This is a genomic window from Streptomyces sp. NPDC043176, from assembly GCF_056436715.1.
Genome location: NZ_JBWKCA010000042.1, coordinates 1 through 22,905 on the forward strand (window position 1 = coordinate 1; position 22,905 = coordinate 22,905).

General features: G+C 73.6%; 18 protein-coding genes. 5 read left to right on the forward strand and 13 right to left on the reverse strand.

Annotated elements, in window-relative coordinates:
* Positions 1-324 precede the first annotated feature (324 nt).
* On the reverse strand, positions 325-1,332 hold the full coding sequence (locus tag AC067A_RS36255) for a stage II sporulation protein M (protein ID WP_479247697.1): 1,008 nt from the start codon (positions 1,330-1,332) through the stop codon (positions 325-327).
* A 119-nt stretch (positions 1,333-1,451) separates the two neighbouring features.
* Here AC067A_RS36255 and AC067A_RS36260 point away from each other — a divergent pair, with 119 nt between their 5' ends.
* On the forward strand, positions 1,452-2,513 hold the full coding sequence (locus tag AC067A_RS36260; protein ID WP_479247698.1) for an RDD family protein: 1,062 nt from the start codon (positions 1,452-1,454) through the stop codon (positions 2,511-2,513).
* An 8-nt stretch (positions 2,514-2,521) separates the two neighbouring features.
* Here AC067A_RS36260 and AC067A_RS36265 read toward each other — a convergent pair whose 3' ends face one another.
* The 8 genes from AC067A_RS36265 to AC067A_RS36300 all read right to left on the reverse strand — a co-directional run bounded on the left by AC067A_RS36265 (position 2,522) and on the right by AC067A_RS36300 (position 11,282).
* Positions 2,522-3,136, reverse strand: coding sequence for a hypothetical protein (locus tag AC067A_RS36265; protein ID WP_479247699.1), 615 nt, complete (start codon positions 3,134-3,136; stop codon positions 2,522-2,524).
* Positions 3,137-3,280: 144 nt separating this feature from the next.
* Positions 3,281-4,738, reverse strand: a complete 1,458-nt coding sequence (gene ahcY, locus AC067A_RS36270) for an adenosylhomocysteinase (protein WP_479247700.1) — start codon at positions 4,736-4,738, stop codon at positions 3,281-3,283.
* A gap of 310 nt (positions 4,739-5,048) precedes the next feature.
* Positions 5,049-6,014 carry a cation diffusion facilitator family transporter gene (locus AC067A_RS36275; protein WP_479247701.1) on the reverse strand — a complete coding sequence of 322 codons (966 nt, stop codon included), beginning with the start codon at positions 6,012-6,014 and terminating at the stop codon, positions 5,049-5,051.
* Positions 6,015-6,080: 66 nt separating this feature from the next.
* A complete protein-coding gene (gene manA, locus AC067A_RS36280) occupies positions 6,081-7,232 on the reverse strand; it encodes a mannose-6-phosphate isomerase, class I (protein ID WP_479247702.1) in 1,152 nt (383 codons plus the stop codon).
* 51 nt (positions 7,233-7,283) lie between these two features.
* Positions 7,284-8,447, reverse strand: coding sequence for an SIS domain-containing protein (locus AC067A_RS36285; RefSeq protein WP_479247703.1), 1,164 nt, complete (start codon positions 8,445-8,447; stop codon positions 7,284-7,286).
* A gap of 299 nt (positions 8,448-8,746) precedes the next feature.
* The gene (locus tag AC067A_RS36290; RefSeq protein WP_017238341.1) at positions 8,747-8,929 is read right to left on the reverse strand and encodes a Trm112 family protein; all 183 of its coding nucleotides are present in this window, start codon (positions 8,927-8,929) and stop codon (positions 8,747-8,749) included.
* 353 nt (positions 8,930-9,282) lie between these two features.
* Positions 9,283-10,644 carry a phosphomannomutase/phosphoglucomutase gene (locus AC067A_RS36295; protein ID WP_479247705.1) on the reverse strand — a complete coding sequence of 454 codons (1,362 nt, stop codon included), beginning with the start codon at positions 10,642-10,644 and terminating at the stop codon, positions 9,283-9,285.
* Between the two features lie 254 nt (positions 10,645-10,898).
* Positions 10,899-11,282, reverse strand: coding sequence for a DUF3499 domain-containing protein (locus tag AC067A_RS36300; RefSeq protein ID WP_479247707.1), 384 nt, complete (start codon positions 11,280-11,282; stop codon positions 10,899-10,901).
* Between the two features lie 350 nt (positions 11,283-11,632).
* Between AC067A_RS36300 and AC067A_RS36305 the strand changes: the two genes are divergently transcribed.
* Complete coding sequence (locus AC067A_RS36305; protein ID WP_479247740.1) at positions 11,633-12,100, forward strand: metallopeptidase family protein; 468 nt, start codon at positions 11,633-11,635, stop codon at positions 12,098-12,100.
* 60 nt (positions 12,101-12,160) lie between these two features.
* Here the strand turns inward: AC067A_RS36305 and AC067A_RS36310 are convergent, their stop codons facing one another.
* The 3 genes from AC067A_RS36310 to AC067A_RS36320 all read right to left on the reverse strand — a co-directional run bounded on the left by AC067A_RS36310 (position 12,161) and on the right by AC067A_RS36320 (position 18,021).
* Positions 12,161-13,726 (reverse strand): DUF5719 family protein, encoded by a 1,566-nt coding sequence (locus tag AC067A_RS36310; protein ID WP_479247709.1) that lies wholly within the window; start codon positions 13,724-13,726, stop codon positions 12,161-12,163.
* A complete protein-coding gene (locus AC067A_RS36315) occupies positions 13,723-17,451 on the reverse strand; it encodes a glycosyltransferase family 2 protein (protein ID WP_479247710.1) in 3,729 nt (1,242 codons plus the stop codon). Before AC067A_RS36315 ends, AC067A_RS36310 begins: the two co-directional genes overlap by 4 nt.
* 306 nt (positions 17,452-17,757) lie before the next feature.
* Positions 17,758-18,021 (reverse strand): WhiB family transcriptional regulator, encoded by a 264-nt coding sequence (locus AC067A_RS36320; protein WP_015033978.1) that lies wholly within the window; start codon positions 18,019-18,021, stop codon positions 17,758-17,760.
* A gap of 712 nt (positions 18,022-18,733) precedes the next feature.
* Between AC067A_RS36320 and AC067A_RS36325 the strand changes: the two genes are divergently transcribed.
* The 3 genes from AC067A_RS36325 to AC067A_RS36335 all read left to right on the forward strand — a co-directional run bounded on the left by AC067A_RS36325 (position 18,734) and on the right by AC067A_RS36335 (position 21,618).
* A complete protein-coding gene (locus AC067A_RS36325) occupies positions 18,734-19,258 on the forward strand; it encodes a cysteine dioxygenase (RefSeq protein ID WP_479247712.1) in 525 nt (174 codons plus the stop codon).
* Positions 19,259-19,271: 13 nt separating this feature from the next.
* Positions 19,272-20,228, forward strand: coding sequence for a 2-phospho-L-lactate transferase (gene cofD, locus AC067A_RS36330; protein ID WP_479247713.1), 957 nt, complete (start codon positions 19,272-19,274; stop codon positions 20,226-20,228).
* Positions 20,229-20,310: 82 nt separating this feature from the next.
* A complete protein-coding gene (locus AC067A_RS36335) occupies positions 20,311-21,618 on the forward strand; it encodes a coenzyme F420-0:L-glutamate ligase (protein ID WP_479247715.1) in 1,308 nt (435 codons plus the stop codon).
* 172 nt (positions 21,619-21,790) lie between these two features.
* Here AC067A_RS36335 and AC067A_RS36340 read toward each other — a convergent pair whose 3' ends face one another.
* Complete coding sequence (locus AC067A_RS36340) at positions 21,791-22,849, reverse strand: DNA-3-methyladenine glycosylase family protein (RefSeq protein WP_479247716.1); 1,059 nt, start codon at positions 22,847-22,849, stop codon at positions 21,791-21,793.
* Positions 22,850-22,905 lie beyond the last annotated feature (56 nt).

The following is a 22,905-nucleotide window of genomic DNA, read 5'->3' on the forward strand; positions in this document are numbered from 1 at the left end:
TTCCGACTCTATCAGATCTTTCCGATCCGATTTCCTCGGTGCTTTCCGGTCCCCGTTTCCGCTTTCGCGCCGGGGGCCTTTCGGCGGTTCCGACTTTATCAGAATCATTTGGGCCGACCTAATCGGAGGCTTTCGTGATTCGAATAAGAATCGGGGTGACTCCGTGGAATCGAATTCCCGACCGGAGTGAGTCAGACTCTAGTTGATTGCTGCCGAACTGTCCAGTTCTAGGCAACCGTTTAAATCTACCTCCCCACGGCGGCCGTGTCAACGGCTTTTGTGGGCACCGGAGGACACTAGCAGGTCTGCGGGGGCGTACGCACATCAGGCGGCGGTGGGGAGGGTGGCGCTGCGGTCGGGTTCTTCGAGGTCGCCGGTGTCGCCCTTGCGGGCGGCGCGGCCGCCGAGGACGTAGACGTAGGCGAGGAAGGCCAGCTCGGCGGCGACGCCGATGGTGATGCGGGCCCAGGTCGGCAGGCCCGACGGGGTGACGAAGCCTTCGATGAGGCCGGAGACGAAGAGCACGAGGGCGAGGCCGATGGCCATGCCGACGGCGGCTCGGCCCTGTTCGGCGAGGGCGGCCCGGCGGGTGGTGGGGCCCGGCTCGATGACGGTCCAGCCGAGGCGGAGGCCGGTGCCGGCGGCCACGAAGACGGCGGTCAGTTCGAGCAGACCGTGCGGGAGGACCAGGCCAAGGAAGACGTCGAGGCGGCCGGCGGAGGACATCAGGCCGAGGCCGACGCCGAGGTTCAGCATGTTCACGAAGAGGATCCCGAGGACCGGGATGCCGAGGAACGCGCCGAGGACCAGGCACATGGCGGCCGCCCTCGCGTTGTTCGTCCAGACCTGGGCGGCGAAGGAGGTCGCCGGATGGCTGGAGTAGTACGTCTCGTACTGGCCGCCGGGGCGGGTCATCTCGCGGAGGTCGGCGGAGGCGCCCAGCGAGGCCTGGACCTCCGGGTGCGTACCGATCCACCAGCCGATGAGGACCGCGAGCAGCGTGGAGAGGACGGCGGTGGGGATCCACCAGTGGCGTGAGCGGTAGACGGCCGCGGGGAAGCCGGCGGTGAGGAAGCGGGCGGCGTCGCGCCAGGAGGAGCGGCGGGTGCCGGTGACGGTGGCGCGGGCGCGGGCCACGAGCTGGGTGAGCCGGGCCGTGAGCATCGGGTCCGGCGTACTGGACTGGACGATCGAGAGATGGGTGGCCGTGCGCTGGTAGAGGGAGACGAGTTCGTCGGCCTCGGCGCCGGTGAGCTTGCCGCCGCGGCGCAGGAGGTGGTCGAGGCGTTCCCACTCGGCGCGGTGGGCGGTGACGTAGACGTCGAGGTCCATGATCGGCTGCTGCTCCAGGCACTGGCTGTGGACGGGTCCGTACTGCTGCGGCGCGCTGCGGGTCAGCTTGGCAGACTGGCGTTCGGAGGGGTCGGGAAGGCCGGAGAAGGGTGGGTGCCGTGAGTGGGTTGGTGACGGGAGACGCCGTCGTACTGGGGTTGCAGCCGGCGCGGCTGCCGAGTCGGGCGCTGGCGGTGCTGATCGACCTCGTCGTGGTGTGGGCGGTCTATCTGCTGGTCGCCATCGGGCTCTCGGTCGCCACGGCCTCGCTGGACGAGGCGGCGGTGACGGCGGTGTCCATCGCGTCCTTCCTGCTCGTCCTCGTGGGGGCGCCGATCGCGGTGGAGACGCTGTCGCACGGGCGGTCGCTGGGGAAGCTGGCCTGTGGGCTGCGGGTGGTGCGGGACGACGGGGGGCCGATCCGGTTCCGGCACGCGCTGGTGCGGGGCGCGATGGGCGTCGTGGAGATCCTGATGACGTTCGGGGTCGTCGCCTGTGTGGCCTCGCTGATCTCCGAGCGGGGGCGGCGGCTCGGGGACGTCTTCGCGGGGACCCTGGTGGTGCGGGAGCGGATACCCGCGGCGCGGGTCCTCGCGGTGCCTCCGCCGCCGCCGTGGCTGGTGGGGCGGTTCGCCGGGCTCGATCTGTCGGCCGTGCCCGAGACGCTGTGGCTGGAGGTGCGGCAGTACCTGACGAGGGCGCGTGAGCTTGATCCGGCGGTGGGGCGGCGGCTGGCGGAGCGGTTGGCGGACGAGCTGGTGGCGCGGACGGGGACGCCTCCGCCGCCGGGAGTGCCGGCCGAGGCGTTTCTCGCGGGGGTGGTGGCCGAGCGGCAGGCCCGGGACGCGCGGCGGGCGTTCGCGTCGGGGGCGGGGGCGTCGGCGGTGACGGGTCCGCGGACGTTCGCTGCTCCTGCGGTCGCTACTTCCGCGTTCGCTACTCCTGCGTGGGCTACTCCCGCCGTCGCTCCTCCTGCGGTCGCTGCTTCCGCGTTCGCGTCTCCTGCTCCCGCGTCTCCGGTCGTCGGCGCACCGGACGCCGGGCTCCAGGAGGTCGCTCCTCCGGCGGGGGCGCCCCCGGTGCCTCCGTTGGTCGTGTTTCCCTCCGGCGGGGGCGACGTCGGCGGGGAGGCGTCGGGGGATGCGGGGGTGCGTCGGAGCGGGTTCGTGCCGCCTGCCTGACGTGGGGGTCAGGGGAAGACCGAGGGTGGGGTCTCCAGTGCTTCGAGTTCGATGCCGGGGGCGGAGAGGACCACGTCGCCGGCGATGTGGACGGTGTGCCGTTCGCCGGTGTCCAGGGTGCTGACCTGGTATTCGTCCACCATCAGAGGTCCGTTGTCAGTGGCGTGCGCTTCACTTCTCAGCAAGGCCCAGGACTGGTCGACCGTACGGGGGGCGAGCACGGGGTCCGTGAAGGCGACGAGCCTGACGCGGGTCTCCGGGGAATCGGGGGTGAGACGCAGGAGTCGCGTGAGGGCGACGAGGAACGCCGGGGACGTGCCGGTGAAGGCGTGGGCGCGCACATTGCCTTCGGTGGCGTGGGTTCCGGTGGGGTCCGTGCGGACCCAGGTGACGCCGTCGAGGGCCGCGCCGCGGACCTGCCAGCCGGCGGCGTGCAGTTCGAGTCGGATGGGGCGGCCCAGTTCGTCGACTGCCAGGTCGATCGAGCCCCGGTGATCACCTGAGGGGGTGGTGGTCTGGGCGACGTAGCGCCAGCCGGAGGGGCCGGGGGCGCAGTGGAAGTGCTCTTCACCGAGGGGGGTGTGGTCATGCGGGTCATGGAACGAATAGCGGCCGCGGGGCATGGGTCCTCGGGTGGCTTCCAGGAGCGGTAGCGGGGGCTGGACGGGGCAGGCCCCCCGGCACGGGGGTGCGGGGGGCCTGCCTGAGTCCTCTACGGGTGTCCGGGACGGCGCCGCGTCAGTGCGCGGGCGCCGCCGGTCGGGGCATCAGTAGCGGTAGTGGTCCGGCTTGAAGGGGCCTTCGACCTCGACGCCGATGTAGGCGGCCTGCTCGGGGCGGAGGGTCGTCAGCTTGACGCCGAGGGCGTCGAGGTGGAGGCGGGCGACCTTCTCGTCCAGGTGCTTGGGGAGGACGTAGACGTCGGTCGGGTACTCCTCCGGCTTCGTGAAGAGCTCGATCTGGGCCAGGGTCTGGTCCGCGAAGGAGTTCGACATCACGAAGGAGGGGTGGCCGGTCGCGTTGCCGAGGTTCAGCAGGCGGCCCTCGGACAGGACGATCAGGACCTTGCCGTCCGGGTAGGTCCAGGTGTGGACCTGCGGCTTGACCTCGTCCTTGACGACGCCCGGGGTCTTGGCGAGGCCGGCCATGTCGATCTCGTTGTCGAAGTGGCCGATGTTGCCGACGATGGCCTGGTGCTTCATCTTGGCCATGTCGGCGGCCATGATGATGTCCTTGTTGCCGGTCGTGGTGATGAAGATGTCGGCGGTCTCGACGACCTCGTCGAGGGTCGTGACCTGGTAGCCGTCCATGGCCGCCTGGAGCGCGCAGATCGGGTCGATCTCGGTGACGATCACACGGGCGCCCTGGCCGCGCAGGGACTCGGCGCAGCCCTTGCCGACGTCGCCGTAACCGCAGACGACGGCGGTCTTGCCGCCGATGAGGACGTCGGTGGCACGGTTGATGCCGTCGATCAGGGAGTGGCGGCAGCCGTACTTGTTGTCGAACTTCGACTTCGTGACGGCGTCGTTCACGTTGATCGCCGGGAAGAGGAGGTCACCGGCCTGCTGCATCTCGTACAGGCGGTGGACGCCCGTGGTGGTCTCCTCGGTGACGCCGCGGATCTCGGACGCCAGCTGGGTCCACTTCTGCGGGTTCTCGGTGAGGGTGCGGTTGAGGAGACGGAGGATGTGGCCGTACTCCTCGCTGTCCGCGGTGGACGGGTCCGGGGCGGAGCCGGCCTTCTCGAACTCGACGCCCTTGTGGACGAGGAGGGTGGCGTCACCACCGTCGTCGAGGATCATGTTCGGGCCGCCGGTGGGCGAGTTCGGCCAGGTGAGGGCCTGCTCGGTGCACCACCAGTACTCCTCCAGGGTCTCGCCCTTCCAGGCGAAGACCGGCACGCCCTGCGGGTTCTCCGGGGTGCCGTTCGGGCCGACGGCGATGGCCGCGGCGGCGTGGTCCTGGGTGGAGAAGATGTTGCAGGAGGCCCAGCGGACCTCGGCGCCGAGGGCGACCAGGGTCTCGATGAGAACGGCGGTCTGCACGGTCATGTGCAGGGAGCCGGTCACGCGGGCGCCGGCGAGCGGCTGCTGCTCGGCGTACTCCCGGCGGATCGACATCAGGCCGGGCATCTCGTGCTCGGCGAGGGTGATCTCCTTGCGGCCGAAGGTGGCCAGGGAGAGGTCGGCGACCTTGAAGTCCTGCTGGCTGGCGACAGTCGTCATGACTGGAGCTGCTCCTCGTGGATTCGGGTTCGAGGGTCGGTTGGAGCGCCTGGCACCGCGATGTGGCACAGCGACGGCATACGAATGCCCGGGTGTCCCGCGGTGCAGTCGTCGGAGGCCCTCTCTCCCTCGGCCGGCCACGTGGGACCGCCCGACCGCCATCAGCAGCGACGTCTGGCAGTCACGAATCTACACCGATCGGTGCGGCGCCCCACACTCGTCCGGGAAGTGCGGGGCATGCGCGGAGGCCCCCGGGGCCGGGGGTTCCGGTCCTGGGGGCCTCTGTCGGTTCAGCGGGTGGGGGCGGGGCTCAGTGGCCGTCGCCGCCCGGGGCCTTGGCGGGGTTGACGCCTGCGGAGGCGGCGGTCTCGCTGTAGATGTCGGGCTCCAGGTAGATGACCCGGGCGATCGGGACGGCGGCGCGGATGCGCGCCTCGGCCGCGTTGATCGCGTTCGCGACCTCGGTGGCGGTGTCGTCGTGCTGGACGGCGATCTTGGCGGCGACGAGGAGCTCCTCGGGGCCGAGGTGGAGGGTGCGCATGTGGATGAGGCGGGTGACGGTCTCGCCGTCGACGACGGCCGCCTCGATCTTCTTGACCTGCTCGACGCCGGCGGACTCGCCGAGCAGCAGCGACTTGGTCTCGGCGGCGAGGACGAGCGCGATCAGGATGAGCAGGACACCGATGCAGAGGGTGCCGATGCCGTCCCAGACGCCGTCGCCGGTCGCCAGGGCCAGGCCGACGCCGCCGAGGGCGAGGACGAGACCGACGAGGGCGCCCAGGTCCTCCAGGAGGACCACGGGCAGCTCGGGGGCCTTCGCCCGGCGGACGAACTGCGTCCAGGTGAGGCCGCCGCGGATCTCGTTGGACTCCTTGATGGCCGTACGGAAGGAGAAGGACTCGGCGATGATCGCGAAGACGAGGACGCCGACCGGCCAGTACCAGGCCTCGATGGGGTGCGGGTGCTTGATCTTCTCGTAGCCCTCGTAGATGGCGAACATGCCACCGACGGAGAAGAGCACGATCGAGACGAGGAAGGCGTAGATGTAGCGCTCGCGGCCGTAGCCGAAGGGGTGCTGCGGAGTCGCCTCCCGCTGGGCCTTCTTGCCGCCGAGGAGGAGCAGACCCTGGTTGCCGGAGTCGGCGAGCGAGTGGACGCTCTCCGCGAGCATCGAGGACGACCCGCTGAAGAGGAACGCCACGAACTTGGCTACGGCGATCGCCAGGTTGGCGGCGAGTGCCGCCACGATCGCCTTGGTTCCGCCTGACGCGCTCATGGGTGTACGTGGTCCCTTCGTCGATGCTCCGGCTGGGTCGCCGCGGTCCGGCCGGTCATTCTCGCATCAGGCCACGACGGTGGCGCGGAATACCGTCCCCGCCCCGGACAGCTCGACCGGCTCGCCCGCCGGTACGAAGACGGACTCACCGGGCGCGAGGGTCACTTCGCCCGCCTTCGGGCGGCCCGCCACCGCGAGCAGGATCTGCGGGGTCGGGGCGGTGAGGTCGCTCGGGGCGCCGCCTTCCGCCCGTACGAAGCGGGAGAGCCGGAACTCGTCGATGGGGGTCTCGTAGACCTCCTCCCCCGACGCCGAGGCCTCGGGGCGCAGGACGGCCGGGTCACCCGGCTCGAAGCGGACGATCCGCAGGAGTTCGGGGACGTCGACGTGCTTGGGGGTGAGGCCGCAGCGCAGGACGTTGTCGGAGTTGGCCATGATCTCGACGCCGAGGCCGTCGAGGTAGGCGTGCGGGACGCCCGCGCCGAGGTACAGGGCCTCGCCGGGCTGGAGCAGGACGCGGTTGAGGAGCATCGCGGCGATGACGCCGGGGTCGCCCGGGAAGTGGTGGGCGAGGCCCGCGTACGGGGCGTAGGCGCCGCCGAGGCGCTCGGCCGCGGCGGCGGCCTCGGTCACGGTGTGCGCCATCTCGTCCGGGTCGGCGGTGAGCAGGGCCGTCAGGACCTCGCGGAGCGCGGCCTCCTCGGGGTGGGCGTGGAGCAGGTCGACGTACGGCTTGAGGCTGTCGACGCCGAGTCCGGCGATGAGGTCGGCGGCCTCGACGGGGTCGCGGAAGCCGCACAGCCCGTCGAACGGCGTCAGCGCGCAGATCATCTCCGGCTTGTGGTTGGCGTCCCTGTACGTGCGGTGCGGGGCGTCGACGGGGATGCCCGCGGCCTCCTCGGCGGCGAAACCGGCCTGCGCCTGGGAGAGGTCGGGGTGGACCTGGAGCGACAGCGGGGCACCGGCGGCGAGGATCTTGAGGAGGAACGGCAGCCGCGGTCCGAACTTCTCGAGGGCCGGCTCCCCCAGCTCCCCCGCGGGGTCGGCGGCGATCAGCTCGTTCAGCGGGCCGCGCTCGGTGAGGGAGGGGGCGCCGGGGTGGGCGCCCATCCACATCTCGGCCTGGGGCTCGCCGGAGGGGGCGAGGCCGAGCAGTTCCGGGATGGCCGTCGTGGATCCCCAGGCGTAGGGCCGAACGGTGTTGACGAGGCGGTCCATGGGAGGTCTTCCAGCTTTCGGTGCGTCGCGTGAGGACGAGGGGGCGAGGGGTCAGCGGGGCTCTGCCGGGGGCGGCAGGATGCCGGCCGTGGCGAGCGAGAGGTACACGGCCGCGAAGTCTGTCACGGCGAGCAGTTCGGCCAGGGTCTCCAGGTCGCCGCCCTCCTCCGGTTCCAGTTCGCTGATGGCCGTCTCGTGGCTGAGGGCCAGTTCACGGGCGGCGGGGGCGGCGGTGAGGCTGCCGCCGGGCCGGTCGCGGAGCAGGACCACGCGCGCGCGGAGGGCCTGCTGCTCGTCGACCCGGTCGCGGAAGAAGTCGTCGGGGTCGGCGCCGGCCGCGAAGTCGCCGGCCAGCAGGACGCCGTGCGCGGGCAGTGCTTCGGGGAGTTCGGCGGCCAGTGCCGGCAGGCCGGCGAGTTCGGCCAGGACGGAGGCGAAGCGGCGGCCGGCGGGGCCCGCCGCGTTTCCCTCCGTCCAGATCAGCGGGAGGGAGTCCGCGAGCTCGGTGGCGAGGGTCTTCGCCGGGTTGCTGTACGTGGCGATCGCCGGGCCGCAGCGTTCGGCCGTGCGGTCGAGGCGGTCGGCGACCTTCTCCAGCGTCTCGGGCGGCGCGTCGAGGAGGCCGACGCGGTCCAGGAGCGCGAGCAGCGGGGTGAACAGGGCCCACAGGGCGCCGGGGCTGGCCGACAGGTTCTCGCCGGACTCGTTCGGGGTCTCGTTCGGTGCGACGGCCATCGGGACGAACAGTCCGTGCGAGCCGTTGACCGCCTCGGCGAGCGGGGAGGCCTTCGGGGCGACGGCGACGACCGTGATCCCGCGGCGGTAGGCCTGCTCCGCGAGCAGGGCGAGGCCCGGTTCCGCGCCGTCCGTGGTCGGCAGCAGCAGCAGGTCCACCGAGCCGGCCCAGCCGGGCAGGGCCCAGCGCAGGGCGCCCGCCGCGGGCGCGACGCCGGTCGGCTGGAGGCGTACGACGGGGGCGGCGGCTCCCGCGAGCGCGCCGATCAGGTCGGCGACGGCGGCGGCGGCGGTGCCGGGGCCGGCGACGAGGACGGCACGGGGGCGGCCCTCGGGCCGCAGGTCCGCGATGCCCGCCTCCGCGGCGTGACGGGCGGCGGTCCGCACCCTGGCGCCGGCCTCGGCCGCGCCGCGGAGGAGGCCGCGGCGGTCGGCGAGGGCGAGGGCGTCCGGTGCGTCGAGGAGGGTCTCGTCGAGCATGTGGCGGTGCCTCCCGGGATGTACGGGCCTCCCCTGGCGGGGGGGCTTGCGGGGTTCCTCGCGGGTTCCCTGCGGGGCGGGGTGCTCGGTGGGGTGGTGTGCCCTGCGTTCGGCTGGGCCCGACGGGAGTCCCCGCCACCGGGCGGTGGGTCGCGCGGGGCGCGGCCCGCGCTCTGGCGGTGCGCCGGTGCGGGGCTCTGTCCCCGGCGCCGGGCGACGTGACGGTGCCGGGGGTCTTCCGGTGCGCCGGGGTGCCCCGCGCCGGGCGGTGCGCCCCGCGTCGAGTGGGCCCCGCGGAGCTACGCCGGGCGGCGGGCCTCGTCGGTGAGGAGGACGGGGATGGAGTCGCGGACGGGGTAGGCCAGGCCGCAGTCCGAGCTGGTGCAGATCAGTTCGGGGGTTTCGTCCGCCGTGCGGTCGTTCAGGGGAGCGTGGCAGGCGGGGCAGGCCAGGATCTCCAGGAGGCCGGCTTCGAGCGGCATGAGGTGTCCCTTCGAACAAACGATGATGGTGCTGCCCTTCGGGCCAGGTCAGCCTACCGCCGGGAAACGGGGTGCGCGGGCGGCGACGGGCCGTCGGATCCCCGGCGGGGCGGGGTGGGTGCGCGGGTCGGCGACCTGCCGTCGGATCCCCGGCGGGGCGGAGCGGCGGCGCGGGCGGCGACGGGCCGTCGGATCCCCGGCGGGGCGGAGCGGCGGCGCGGGTAAGCGATCGGCCCCGCCGCCGGTGAAGGGGGCAGGGCCGGGGTCCGGCGTGGGCCGTCCGTCACCACCCGGAGCGGTGGACGACGGTCACGACGGGACCGGCCGGACCCTGGGGCCCGGCCGGGGGTGGGTCAGGAGCGGACGAGGGTGAGGACCTCGTCGCGGAGCTTGGTCATGGTGGCTTCGTCACGGGCCTCGACGTTGAGGCGGAGGAGCGGCTCGGTGTTGGAGGCCCGGAGGTTGAACCACCAGTCGCCGGCGGTGACGGTGAGGCCGTCGAGCTCGTCGAAGGTGACGCCGTCGACGTCCGCGTACGCGGCCTTGACCTTGGCGGTGCTGGCGGTCTGGTCGGCGACGGTGGAGTTGATCTCGCCGGACGAGGCGTAGCGGTCGTAGGCGGAGACCAGGCCGGACAGGGCGCCCTGCTGGCCGCCGAGGGCCGCGAGGACGTGGAGGGCGGCGAGCATGCCCGTGTCCGCGTTCCAGAAGTCCTTGAAGTAGTAGTGCGCCGAGTGCTCGCCGCCGAAGATGGCCCCGCTCTTCGCCATCTCCTCCTTGATGAAGGAGTGGCCGACGCGGGTACGGACGGGCTCGCCGCCGTTCTCGCGGACGACCTCGGGGACGGACCACGAGGTGATCAGGTTGTGGATGATCGTTCCGCCCGGGTGCTTGGCGAGCTCGCGAGCGGCGACCAGCGCCGTGATCGCGGACGGCGAGACCGGCTCGCCGCGCTCGTCCACGACGAAGCAGCGGTCGGCGTCGCCGTCGAACGCGAGGCCGATGTCGGCGCCCTCGGCGATGACGCGCGCCTGCAGGTCCACGATGTTCTTCGGGTCCAGCGGGTTCGCCTCGTGGTTCGGGAACGTGCCGTCCAGCTCGAAGTACATCGGCACGGTCTCGAGCGGCAGGCCCGCGAAGACGGTGGGGACGGTGTGTCCGCCCATGCCGTTGCCCGCGTCCACGACGACCTTGAGCGGGCGGATCGCCGTGAGGTCCACCAGGCCCTTGAGGTGCGCGGCGTAGTCGTCCAGCGTCTCGCGCTCGGTGATCGTCCCCGGCGTGGCGGCCGCCTTCGGCGCCCCGGTCCGCGTCCACTGCTCGGCGAGCGCCCGGATGTCGGCGAGGCCCGTGTCCTGGCCGACGGGGGCGGCACCGGCGCGGCACATCTTGATGCCGTTGTACTGGGCCGGGTTGTGCGACGCGGTGAACATCGCGCCCGGCAGACCGAGGCTGCCGGAGGCGAAGTACAGCTGGTCGGTGGAGCAGAGCCCGATGAGCGTGACGTCGGCGCCGAGGCGGGCCGCGCCGCGCGCGAAGGCGTTCGCGAGGCCGGGCGACGAGGGGCGCATGTCGTAGCCGACGACGATGGCGTCCGCTTCCGTCACCCGCACGAAGGCGGCGCCGAAGAGCTCGGCGAGCTTCTCGTCCCACTGGTCGGGTACTACTCCGCGGATGTCGTACGCCTTCACGATCTGCGACAGATCGACAGTCACGGATCCACCCTCCTGAGTTCTCGGCACGCGGTTGCGGCGCCTGTGCAAGGACCGCCCAAACTACCTGGGCGGACACAGCGTGCCATGGTCTGGGGTGACCGCGCCCGCCAGGAGTCGGCGGGTGGCCGGGCTTCGACGTTCCCGGGACATCGGGCCCGAATCGGGCTGCCGGTCTCCCCCTGCCGGGGGCTTGCGCCGGGGCCGGCCGGACGCCCTCCCCGTTCGGCTCGCCGTCAGTTGTCGACGGCGCCCGGTCAGTTGTCCGGGGAGCGGAGTACGCGGAGGTGCCCGCGGCGGCCGACCTCCACGGGGCCGCCGGGGCGGCCGCCGATGCCCTTGGTGCCGGTGTCGGCGGCGCGTTCCTGGGGGCGGGCCGCTTCCCGTACCGCGTTGGCCAGGGCCTCGAGGTCGTCGCCGCTGGGGCGGGCGGGGGCGGAGGGATCGGTGAGGCGCACCACGTCCCAGCCGCGCGGGGCGGTGAGGCGCTCGCTGTGCTCGGCGCACAGGTCGTAGCAGTGGGGCTCGGCATAGGTGGCGAGCGGGCCGAGGACCGCAGTCGAGTCGGCATAGACGTACGTCAGTGTCGCGACGGCAGGGCGGCCGCACGCGGTGCGCGAACAGCGACGTACAGGGCTCACGACGTTGGACGGTACCGCACTCTTGACCGGGCCGCGACGACTCTCCCTCAGGTCACTCCACCGTGTCGCGGTGTGACCTCCGCCACCCCCCGCTCCACGGTGACTGCGCTGACCTGCGAGGGAGGGATCACGGGGCGGTGCGGGCAGGGAGCGTTCCGGACAGTCGGGGATACAAAACCGGTCAACCAGGGCCAGATGGCCGATCGCGACGGGCCGTCGAATCGGGCGTGGCCTCGGCCGGAATGTTCAGGTTTCGACAGCTCGGGCGGGGGTGGTACGAGGGCGCCCGGAGAGGTGGCGAGGATGCGCCACGGTGCGCCGGGACCGATGAGGGTTACGCTGCGTCAGTGATGGACAGTCCTGTGCCGCCGAACCCTTCGCACCGCCCCTCGGAGCCCGCCGCGGAGCCTCCGGCGGAGCCCCGGGTCCGCCGCCGCGACCGGCACGGCCGCGGGATGCGGGGACCGGTCGCACCGCCTCAGGTGCCGCTCTCCGCGAGCCGGGCCGACACCTTCCGCGATCTCGTCCTCGATTCGGTGGAGCGCCTCGAACGACGCTGGCCGCAGCTGGCCGACGTCGACTTCATGGTCATGGAGGTGCCGCCGTCGGTCTCCGGCGAGACGGTGCCGCTGGGCGGTTCGGTGCCCGCGGAGAAGAACGAGCCGGCGAAGGTCGTCGTCTACCGCCGCCCCGTCGAGATCCGTTCGAAGAGCCGCGACGAGCGGGCGCTCCTCGTCCACGAGGTCGTCGTCGAGCAGGTCGCGGAGCTCCTGGGACTCTCCCCCGAGTCGGTCGACCCCCGGTACGGGCAGGACTGACCCCGGCCGGGGCGAACCCGCGCCCCTACGGACCGGCCGTCCGGGGAGTCGGCCCGCCGGTCAGTCGAGGACGCCGAGGTCCTGGTGGGCGGAGGGGACCTCGACGGTGCCGCGGTCGTCGACCAGGGTCTGGACGGTGAACATGGGGATGCCGTCCTGGGGGACGGCGAGGGTGCGGGCGGCGTAGACCTTGCCGCCGGAGACGGGTTCGACGGTCAGGGCGTAGGAGCCCTTGAGGCCCTGGGGGACGAGGTCGGTCAGGGCCGTGGTGGTGCCGGCCTTGAGGGTGACGGTCCGGGAGACGGGGGTGCCCGCGCCGGAGCCCGCCGAGGCGGTGACCTTGACCTGGGCGGCGGCGGCGGGGGCGGTGAGGGACAGGGTCGTGGCCTTGGCGCGGTTGTCGGCGACGGTCGCGCGGGCGGAGATCGCCGCCGTCGCCGGGATGAACGCGACCTCGGTGGCGGTGCCCTTGCCGCGGACCACGCGGAGGGCGGCCACGATCGGGGTGGACTTCTTCGGGTCGCTCGGCGTGAGGACCAGGGACCCGGCCTCGCCGCGGGTGAGGTCGGGCAGGTCGACGGAGGCCGTCATGCCGGACTTCACGTGCAGGGAGCCGGCGCCGGCCGGGACGATGGTGCCTGCGGCGGTGACCAGCTGGACCTTCAGGTCGGCGTCGTCGTCGCCGGGGACGAACGCCACGAGCCGCACGGAGGTGGCGTCGGACGGGATGCCGGGGAGCACGGCGGTGCTCGCCGGGTCGGCCGCGGGGGCGATCCAGTCGCTGCCGAGCTTCTCGTCGGCGGCGCCGATGGCCGCGCCGACGCGTCCGCTGCGGGTGGTGACGTGGACGGTGACGTCGGGCTTGGCGGTCTCGCCGGTGAGGGTGGAGAGGAGGACCGGGACCGTGGAGCGGGGCGGGACCGGGATGCCCTCGGTGAACTGGGACTTGAGGGCGCCCTCGGGGCCGTACAGCTCGATGTCGGCGACGGCGGCCGTGTCGTCCGGGTTGGTGAGGTGGACGTAGTCCTGGCGTTCCTTGGCGGTGGAGGCCGCCGGGAACCAGAAGTCGGTGTCGGGGGCGCCGCAGGTGAGGCCGAGGAGGCCGCGTGCGCCGCCCGCCTCGACGACGGTGGTCTGCTGGACGGTCCAGCCGGGGGCGAGGGCGCCGGTCGCCACACCGGTGAGGGCCGGCACGACGGCGCCCTTCGCCTCGGCGGTGACGGGCTTGCCGGGGGTGGTGACGGTGGCGGGGGCCTGGGGGGCCTTGGACTTCTTCCCGCTGGGCGCGGTGCCGCCGGAGGGGGTCGTGCTGGTGGCGGGCGTCAGCCGGGCGGTGGGCTGCTCGGCCTTGTCCGGGCCCGAGGACGGGCCGGCGCCGGAGGACGAGCCCGGACCGGCGCCCGCGCCCGTACCGGCGGCCGGTGGGGTGTACGAGGTGTAGAGGGTCTCGGCCACTTCGGAGGTGCTCGGGACCGGGCAGACCAGGCCGGCGCGCTGCACCGGCAGGCGGGTGGGGGCCTTCGCCTCGGGCGCGGCGGTGCCGGCGGGGGCGGTGAGGGCCGCGAAGCCGGTGACGGCGGCGAGGGCCGTGGCGCCCGCGATCAGGGAGAGGGTCGTGCGGTTCACTGGTTGCTGCTCCCGTCGGGACGCTGCTCGGGCTCGTGGCCCTGGGGGTGTCCGTAGCCGTAGCCGTACGGGTCGTACGCCTGCTGGTCGTACTGCTGGGGGTCGTACGCCTGCTGCTGGTCGTACTGCTGCTGCGGCTGCTCGTAGCCCTGGCCTGCGTAGGGCTGCTCGGCGTAGCCCTGTTCGGCGTAGGGCTGCTGTTCGTAGCCCTGCTGGGGGTACGCGTACGGCTGCTGCTGGTACGGGTCGGCCGCGTACTCCTGGTAGTAGCCCTGGTCGGCGTACGGCTGGGCCTGGGTCCGGTCCGGGGCCTGGGGGTACGCCTGGGCGTGGGCCGGATCGTGGCCGGTGTCCCACTCGTGGGTCTGCTGCTCGGGGATCGCGGCCGGTTCGGCCTGCGCGGTGTCGGTGGTCTCCGCCTCGGCCTCGGCGGCGGCGCGCAGGCGGCGGGCCCGGCGGCCGTCGCCGTCGATGGCCTGGGCGGGGATCGCGAGCTCCTCCTCGGGCAGGTCGTCGTCGATCTCGCGGCGCCGCCCGGGCAGGGCGAGGACGAGGAGGACGACGGCGAGGCCGGCCTGGGCCCAGATCCACGCGGTGTGGGTGAGCGGCTCGTCGTAGGTGAGGTCGAGGCGGCCGCCCCGGGCGGGGAGCCGGAAGCCCTGGGCCCAGCCGTCGACGGTGGTGCGGGTGAGTTCCTTGCCGTCGAGGGTGGCGGTCCAGCCCTCGGCGGCGCGGTCGGCGAGGCGCAGGACGCGGCCCTCGGGGCCGGCCGGGACCTCGGTGTGGGCCTCGACCGGACCGGCGGCGACGGCGACCGGCTTGGCGGCCTCGCTCTCGGCCCCGCCCGCGGACGCGCCGGCTGCGGGCTGGGCGTCGCCGTTCTTCGCGCCGTCCGTCGTGGCGGCGGGCGGGACGATCATGATGCGGGCGATCTCGCGGTCCACGCGCCAGAGCGCGCTGCCGTCGAGCTGGCTGAGGCGGCTGAGGCCGGGGGTGGCGTCGAGGACGCGGCTCACCTGGCGCGGTGCCCCGTCGCGTACGAGGACGTAGCGGATCGCGTAGCCGCTGAGCTCCTCGGTCTGGTCGGCGCCGGAGCCGGCGACGAGGTGGGCGACGACGCCGTCGAGGCGGGGGTCGGCCTCGGCGGCGGCCGTGAGCTCGCCGTCGCCGAGGCGGGCGCCGGAGCCGCGGACCAGGGTGTAGGCGACCTCGCCGGGGGTGGTGCCGCCGAGGACGAGGGTGCGGGGCTGGTCTCGGGTGCCGCTCTCCTCGGCGACGAAGGCGGGGACCTGGACCGGGTCGCGCCGGGTCAGCGGGCCGTCGGCGCCGCCGATCATCCAGCCGGCGGCGGCGACGGCGGGGCCGAGCGCGCAGGCGAGGGCGATGAGGGCGGCGACGGGCTGGCGCCAGCCGAAGCCGTGGGCGGCGACGCGGGTGCGGCCGCCTTCGGCGCCGATCATGCCGGCGGCCAGGAGGGCTGCGCCGTAGACGAGGGTGGCGGGTCCGGCCCAGCCGGTGCCGCCCGCGCCGTTGGAGACGGCGGCGAAGAAGAGGCCGGCGAGGGCGGCGGCCCAGGCGGCGTGGACGGCGAAGCGGCGCTCCGCGCGCAGCAGCCCGGCCAGCGCGGCGAGGACGAGCCCGACGAGCAGGAGGCCGCCGGGGGTGCCGGGCCCGCCGGGATTGGTCCCGAGCAGGTCGAGCGCACTCGCCGTGCCCGTACGGACGTCGAGGCCGGCCTCGCGCAGGAAGGCGGAGGGGCCGGTCAGGAGGGTGAGCGACCAGGGCGCGAGGACGAGGAGGGGGGTGCCGACGGCGGCGAGGAAGCGGAGCCCGTACGCCGTGAGGTCGGTGCGGCGCACGGCGAGGACGCCGAGGCCGAGGAGGACGGCGAGCGGCCACACGATCGGGGTGAACGCCATCGCGAAGGTGAGCAGGAAGGTGTACGCCCAGGTGGCGCGCCAGCTGCCCCGGTCGGGCCGGTTGAAGCCGTGGGCGGCGACGGCGGCGCGGGCGATCAGCGGGAGCAGGATCGCGAGGACGGCGGTGCCGAGCCGGCCGGCGGCGAGGGCGCCGGTGGCGGCGGGCAGGAAGGCGTACGCGATGGCGCCCCAGGCGCGCAGGAGCCGGGACTCGACGATGCCGCGGGCCGCGAAGTAGGCGGTGAAGCCGGCGAGCGGGACCGAGCAGACGAGCAGCAGGGTCAGCGCGGTGGAGGTGGAGCCGAGGAACAGCGCGGAGAGCGCGGCCAGGACGGCGAGGTAGGGCGGGGCGCTCTGGGTGCCGCCGGTGCCGAGGGCGTGCCAGGCGTCGGCGTACCGCGACCAGAGGCCGGAGACGGTGTCGGGGGCGGGCAGCAGGGCGCCGCCGGCCAGCGAGCCGCCGGCGAAGAGGTTGCGGCAGGCGACGAGGGAGATGAGGAGCAGGAGGCCGAAGAGGACCGGGCCGGGCTTGCGGGCGATCTTCTTGAGCCGGGCGAACTGCTCGATCTCCAGGTAGTCGGCGTCGTCGCCGCCGGGCCCCGACTCGACGACGCCGTGGCGGGAGCCGCCGGAGTCGGCGTCGGCGCCGCCGAAGTTGGCGGTGAACTGCTCGACGGCGGCGCGGACGGTGGCGCCGGGCGGCGGGAAGAGGGGGCGGAGTTCGCTCGCCGGGACGGCGGGGTTCTTGCGGCGCTTGCGGGCGGCGAGGATCTTCTCGGGCCGCAGCAGGGTGGCGAGGAGGCCCATGACCTCGTCGACGGCCTGGCCGGGGACCTTGCCCACGAGGTAGGCGAGGGTGCGGAGCAGGGTGCTGACGACGAGGCGCAGGAACACGTACGGCAGGGCGGCGCCGCGGCTGTTGGCGAGCAGGGTGTAGACGGCGCCGGCCTTGTCGACGCGGTGCGGGTTGGCCGCGGTGCGGCCGGCGCAGTCGACGGTGCGGCGCTCGCGGGCGGACGCCTCGGCGTGCCGCAGGACGGCGTCGGGCGCGATGAGGACGCGGTGGCCCGCGGAGTGGGCGCGCCAGCACAGGTCGACGTCGTCGCGCATGAGGGGCAGGCGGCGGTCGAAGCCGCCGAGCTCCTCGAAGACGTCGCGTCGGATCAGCATGCCGGCGGTGGAGACGGAGAGGACGGAGCGGATCTGGTCGTGCTGGCCCTGGTCCTGCTCGCGGCGGTCGAGTCCGGTCCAGCGGCGGCCGCTGCGGGCGATGGAGACGCCGGTCTCCAGGAGCTGCTTCCGGTCGTACCAGCCGCGCAGCTTGGGTCCGATGACGGCGGCGTCGGCGTCGGATTCGGCGACGCGGAGGAGTTCGGCGAGGGCGCCGGGCTCGGGGGCGCAGTCGTCGTGGAGCAGCCAGAGCCACTGCACCGGTTCGCCGTGCGGGAGTTCGGGGAGCTCGTACGCGTCGTCGTTCCAGGTGCGGCTGACGGGGTCCCAGCCGCTGGGGCGCTTGAGGTAGGGCAGGTCCTCGGGTCCGAGTACGGGCGCGGTGCGCGCGGCCTCCTCGACGGCGGCGCCGAAGCCGGTGCGGCGTGCGAGGTGGAGGACGCGGTCGGCGCCGACGGCGTCGGCGACCAGCTGGGCCGAGTCGTCGGCGCTGCCGGTGTCGGCCGCCATCACGTTCTGCACGGGGCGTTCCTGCGCGAGCAGCCCGGCGAGGGCGTCCGGCAGCCAGCGGGCGCCGTCGTGGGTGACGAGCACGGCGGTGACGACGTGTCGCGGAAACTCAGGAGTTGAGGACATCGAGCTACGGGCCCTCCGGCCGGGGTCGCCCGTGAAGGGCGTGGGGGAGCGTCTCGGACGGAGGCCCACACTAACGGCTGTGCGCGGGACGGTCCGCCCCTGTGGACGGCGCCCTGTGGACAGAGCACGCAGAACGGTCCGCCGCCTGTGGATGGGACACAGGGGGCGGACCGTTCGCGATGTCGTGGTGCGCGCGCCGTGGCGCGGGGTGCCCGGAGGGGGTCCGGTGCCGTGGCGCCGATTGCCCGGAAGAGGCCCGGGGCCGTGGCGCCGATTGCCCGCAAGGGGGCCGGGGCCGGGAGCCGCTCAGACGGCGGCCTTCTTGAGGCGACGGCGCTCGCGCTCGGAGAGGCCGCCCCAGATGCCGAACCGTTCGTCGTTCTGCAGGGCGTATTCGAGGCACTCGGAACGGACCTCGCAGGCGAGGCAGACCTTCTTGGCCTCGCGGGTCGAGCCGCCCTTCTCGGGGAAGAAGGACTCGGGATCGGTCTGGGCGCACAGCGCGCGCTCCTGCCAGCCGAGTTCCTCGTCCGCGTCCTCGACCAGCAGTTCCTGGAACAACTCGGTCATGTGCGCCCCTCGTCTGTTCTGTGCGTCCCCGTGGTGTTGCCGTTGCGAACCCGGCCGAACGACACGAGTGAAATTACAAGTTTGTGCTCTGTGCGAGTCAAGCGGAGATCTGCTATTGGGCCCCGTATTCACTCTGCGGAACCAAGCCTATGCAGAAAGTGTTCAAATCACCAAAAAACGTGACACTTGCCGCCGGCCTGCCCGTGTCGCACGTCCCTCCACGAGGAAGCGGGTCGACCCTTCGCCGGGAAGGACGTCCGAGACCTGGATCTTGTTGCGATCCAGCCGAGGAAGCGACCCGGATCACAGTCCGGTCACGGACCGTGACGAGCCGACCGGGGCCGGACTCGCGGGCGCCGCCATGTTTACGGGCGCGGTTGAAGCGCCATCTGTCCTGGTCCGCGGCTGAACAAACCTTTCTCCGCGCGCTGTAACCGGATGAGGTGAAACATTACCGCCAAATCGGGCATTGAGTTGACAGTCGGGTCCCCTTCCCGCCACCTTTGGTGGCATGCCAGCGACCACAGCGCCCGCCGCGACCCACGCCCGTGGGTTCCGCCGCGCTGTCCAGGCGCGCTGTTGCTGTTGTTGTTCCAGCTGTTGATGCCGTAGAGCTCCAGCTTCTTCTCCCAGCGTCACCCTGCGTCACTCGCGTCGCGTCTTCCCGCGACCCCCCACCGCTTCTGTTTCTGCTGAGGAACCTCCCCATCCCATGAACATGGACAGCGACCTTCAGATCGCCGGCGACATCCTCGAGGTCCCGCACCTCCTCCGGCCCGAGCGCGCCCACCCCGTCACCGTGGCCGAGTTCGCCGGCCTCGCGGCCTCGATCGCCGCCGACCGCTCCCAGTGGGCGCCGTACGTCGAGTACGACGCCACCACCCGCTGGTACCACCGGCTGCGCACCGGACCCGGCTACGAGGTGTGGCTGCTCTCCTGGGTGCCCGGCCAGGGCAGCGGCCTCCACGACCACGGCGTCTCCTCCGGCGTCCTGACCGTCCTGCAGGGCGAGTTGACGGAGCGCACGGACCGGGGCGTACGGACGCTCGGCGGAGGCGCGCAGCGCGTGTTCGCGCCCGGGTACGTCCACGAGGTCGTCAACGACTCCCTCGAACCGGCCGTGAGCCTGCACGTCTACTTCCCCGGCCTCACGGAGATGCCGATGCACGAGTCCCTCCAGGCCCGGTGCTCCCCGGCCACTCTCGCCCCAGAGGCCCCGGGGGTCACCGTCGCCTGACAGACTGCTGCGCATGCGCATTGTGGTTCTGGCCGGCGGTATCGGTGGTGCTCGTTTCCTTCGCGGCCTCAAGCAGGCCGCTCCGGACGCGGAGATCACGGTCATCGGCAACACCGGTGACGACATCCATCTCTTCGGGCTGAAGGTCTGCCCCGACCTGGACACGGTGATGTACACCCTCGGCGGTGGCATCAACGAGGAGCAGGGCTGGGGCCGCCTCGACGAGTCCTTCACGGTCAAGGAGGAGCTCGCGGCCTACGGCGTCGGACCCGAGTGGTTCGGCCTGGGCGACCGCGACTTCGCGACCCACATCGTCCGTACCCAGATGCTCGGCGCCGGCTACCCGCTGAGCGCCGTCACCGAGGCGCTGTGCGCCCGCTGGCAGCCCGGCGTACGCCTCCTCCCCATGTCCGACGACCGCGTCGAGACGCACGTGGCGATCGAGGTGGACGGCGAGCAGCGCGCGGTGCACTTCCAGGAGTACTGGGTGAAGCTGCGCGCCTCCGTCGACGCGAAGGCGATCGTGCCGGTCGGCGCGGAGACCGCGAAGCCCGCGCCGGGCGTCCTCGACGCGATCGCCGCGGCCGACGTCATCCTCTTCCCGCCGTCCAACCCCGTGGTCAGCGTCGGGACGATCCTGTCCGTGCCCGGGATCCGCGACGCGGTCGTCGCCGCCGGGGCGCCGGTCGTGGGCCTCTCCCCCATCGTCGGCGACGCGCCCGTGCGCGGCATGGCCGACAAGGTCCTCGCGGCGGTGGGCGTCGAGTCCACGGCCGCGGCGGTGGCCCGGCACTACGGCTCCGAGCTGATCGACGGCTGGCTCGTGGACACCGTCGACGCGGGCGCCGTGGCGGCCGTCGAGGAGGCGGGCATCCGATGCCGCGCCGTCCCGCTGATGATGACCGACGTGGACGCGACCGCCGCGATGGCCCGGGAGGCCCTGCTGCTCGCCGAGGAGGTGCGCGCGTGACCGCCGTGTCCCCCTCGCCCGTACGCCCCTCGCGCATACGCCCCTCGTCCCGGGTCGGCGCGCCCGTCGGGGAGGTGCGCGCGTGACCGCCGTGTCCCCCTCGTACCGGGTCTGGGCGCTCGCCGGGCTGCCCGAGGTGTCCGCCGGGGACGACCTGGCCAAGCTGATCGCCTCCGCCGCGCCCGAGCTCGTCGACGGGGACGTCCTCCTCGTCACCTCCAAGATCGTGAGCAAGGCCGAGGGGCGGGTGATCGCCGCCGACGACCGCGAGGCGGCGATAGACGCCGAGACGGTACGGGTGGTGGCGCGGCGCGGTCCGCTGCGGATCGTCGAGAACCGGCAGGGGCTCGTCATGGCCGCCGCCGGTGTCGACGCCTCCAACACCCCCTCCGGGACCGTGCTGTTGCTGCCCGAGGACCCCGACGCCTCGGCCCGCCGCATACGGACGGGCCTGCGCGAGGCGCTCGGCGTCGACGTGGGCGTCGTCGTCACGGACACCTTCGGCCGGCCCTGGCGGGCCGGACTCACCGACGTCGCCATCGGCGCGGCCGGCGTCCGGGTCCTCGACGACCTGCGCGGCGGCACCGACGCGCACGGCAACCCGCTGAGCGCGACCGTGGTCGCCACCGCCGACGAACTGGCCGCCGCCGGCGACCTCGTGAAGGGCAAGGCGTCCGGTCTTCCCGTCGCCGTCGTCCGCGGCCTGCCCCACGTGGTGGCCGGCGACGAGGAGCCGGGCGCCCGGGCCCTCGTACGCGACCCCGCCGACGACATGTTCCGGCTCGGGACCTCGGAGGCCGTACGGGAGGCCCTGACGCTGCGGCGGACGGTACGGGAGTTCACCGCCGACCCCGTCGACCCGGGTTCGGTGCGGCGGGCCGTCGCCGCGGCGGTGACCGCGCCCGCCCCGCACCACACCACACCCTGGCGGTTCGTGCTCCTGGAGTCACCGGAGTCCCGGACACGGCTCCTCGACGCCATGCGGGACGCCTGGATCGCCGACCTGCGCCGGGACGGCAAGTCCGAGGACTCCATCGCCAAGCGCGTGCGGCGCGGGGACGTCCTGCGCAACGCCCCCTACCTGGCCGTCCCCTGCCTCGTCATGGACGGCTCCCACCACTACGGCGATCCGCGCCGCGACGCCGCCGAACGCGAGATGTTCGTCGTCGCGGCGGGCGCGGGCGTCCAGAACTTCCTGGTCGCCCTCGCCGGCGAGCGGCTCGGCTCCGCCTGGGTCTCCTCGACCATGTTCTGCCGCGACGTCGTCCGCGAGGTCCTCGACCTCCCCGCCGACTGGGACCCGCTCGGCGCCGTGGCGATCGGCCACCCGGCGGCCCCGCCCAAGGAACGGCCGGCGCGGGCGGCGGCGGAGTTCGTGGAGGTGCGCTGAGGGGGCGGCGCGAGGACCGGGGGCTCGGGGCGGCCGGGGGCTCGGGGCGGCCGCGTTTCGAGGCGGCCGGCGTTCCGAGCCCGGTGACGGCTTGAGGCGGCCGGCGTTCCGAGCCGGGTGACGGCTTGAGGCCGACGGCGTTCCGAGCCCGGTGACGGCTGGGCTTCTGCGGTCAGAGCTTCGTGATGTCGCCGGGGGTCCTGCGGGGCGCCCTGCGGGGCGGGACGCGGCCGCTGAGGAGGATGAGGCGGGCGGCGCGGTGGCGCTGGCCCGCGTACGGCTCCAGGAGCGCGAGCATCGTCGCGTCGTCGGCGGTGCGGTCGCCCGCCAGGGCCCAGCCGACGATGCCCGGCAGGTGCAGGTCGCCCGTGGTGACCTCGTCGGCGGCGCCGTTGCTGCGCTGGACCGTCTCGGCGCTCGTCCACGGCCCGATCCCCGGGACCAGCTCCAGGCGCGCCCTCGCCGCCACCGGGTCCATCCCCGCGGCCTCCTCCAGACGCGCCGCCACCCTCGCCGCGCGGACGATCGTGGCCGAGCGCTTGCCGTCGACGTTGGCCCCGTGCCACTCCCAGGACGGGATCCGCGCCCAGGTCCGTGCCTCGGGCATCACGTACATGCCCTGCGGCGCGGGGCCCGGTGCCGGTTCCCCGTACTTCCGCACCAGGACCCGCCACGCTCCGTACGCCTCGTGCGTGGTGACCTTCTGCTCCAGGATCGACGGGATCAGCGACTCCAGGACCAGGCCGGTCCTCGTCAGGCGCAGCCCCGGCCGGCGCCGGTGCGTCGCCAGGACCACCTTGTGGCGGGGTACGAAGGCCGTCGGGTCGTCCTCCGCGCCCAGGAGCGCCGGGAGGGTCTCCCGGAGCCAGGCCGCTCCCGGCCCCCAGGCCTCCGCCTCGATCCCGCCGCCCGTCGCCGCCCGGACACGCAGCGTGCCCGGGCCGTCCGGCGTGCGGGTCGCCCGCCAGATCGAGCCGTCCGGGGTCGTGCGGAAGGTGGGGTCGGAGGGGCCGCGGCGGAGGGGGCCCAGGGTCAGGGCGAGGTCCGGGGCGGGGGCGTCGGCTTGGGCGTGGGCCTGCCATGGGGCGTGGCCTTGTCCCTGGGTGTGGCCTTGCCGCTGGACGGCGGCCTGCCCGTGCGGCGCGGGGGCTGAGGTCTGGGGGGTGGGTACGGGGATGTGGCCGCCTCGGACGGTGGTGCGGGTGGGTGGGGGTGAGAAGCGGCCTGCCATGGAACGAGCGTAGCCCGCCGGGGGGTGGTGGAGGGGCTGGCCGGGCGGCGGCCGGA

Coding starts and splice junctions, on each gene's coding strand:
- AC067A_RS36305 (WP_479247740.1), top strand. CDS start 11,633: ATGGACAGTCCTGTGCCGCCGAACCCTTCGCACCGCCCCTCGGAGCCC.
- AC067A_RS36285 (WP_479247703.1), bottom strand. CDS start 8,447: ATGCTCGACGAGACCCTCCTCGACGCACCGGACGCCCTCGCCCTCGCC.
- AC067A_RS36325 (WP_479247712.1), top strand. CDS start 18,734: ATGAACATGGACAGCGACCTTCAGATCGCCGGCGACATCCTCGAGGTC.
- AC067A_RS36275 (WP_479247701.1), bottom strand. CDS start 6,014: ATGAGCGCGTCAGGCGGAACCAAGGCGATCGTGGCGGCACTCGCCGCC.
- manA (WP_479247702.1), bottom strand. CDS start 7,232: ATGGACCGCCTCGTCAACACCGTTCGGCCCTACGCCTGGGGATCCACG.
- AC067A_RS36290 (WP_017238341.1), bottom strand. CDS start 8,929: ATGCCGCTCGAAGCCGGCCTCCTGGAGATCCTGGCCTGCCCCGCCTGC.
- AC067A_RS36340 (WP_479247716.1), bottom strand. CDS start 22,849: ATGGCAGGCCGCTTCTCACCCCCACCCACCCGCACCACCGTCCGAGGC.
- AC067A_RS36315 (WP_479247710.1), bottom strand. CDS start 17,451: ATGTCCTCAACTCCTGAGTTTCCGCGACACGTCGTCACCGCCGTGCTC.
- cofD (WP_479247713.1), top strand. CDS start 19,272: ATGCGCATTGTGGTTCTGGCCGGCGGTATCGGTGGTGCTCGTTTCCTT.
- AC067A_RS36255 (WP_479247697.1), bottom strand. CDS start 1,332: ATGGACCTCGACGTCTACGTCACCGCCCACCGCGCCGAGTGGGAACGC.
- AC067A_RS36320 (WP_015033978.1), bottom strand. CDS start 18,021: ATGACCGAGTTGTTCCAGGAACTGCTGGTCGAGGACGCGGACGAGGAA.
- AC067A_RS36265 (WP_479247699.1), bottom strand. CDS start 3,136: ATGCCCCGCGGCCGCTATTCGTTCCATGACCCGCATGACCACACCCCC.
- ahcY (WP_479247700.1), bottom strand. CDS start 4,738: ATGACGACTGTCGCCAGCCAGCAGGACTTCAAGGTCGCCGACCTCTCC.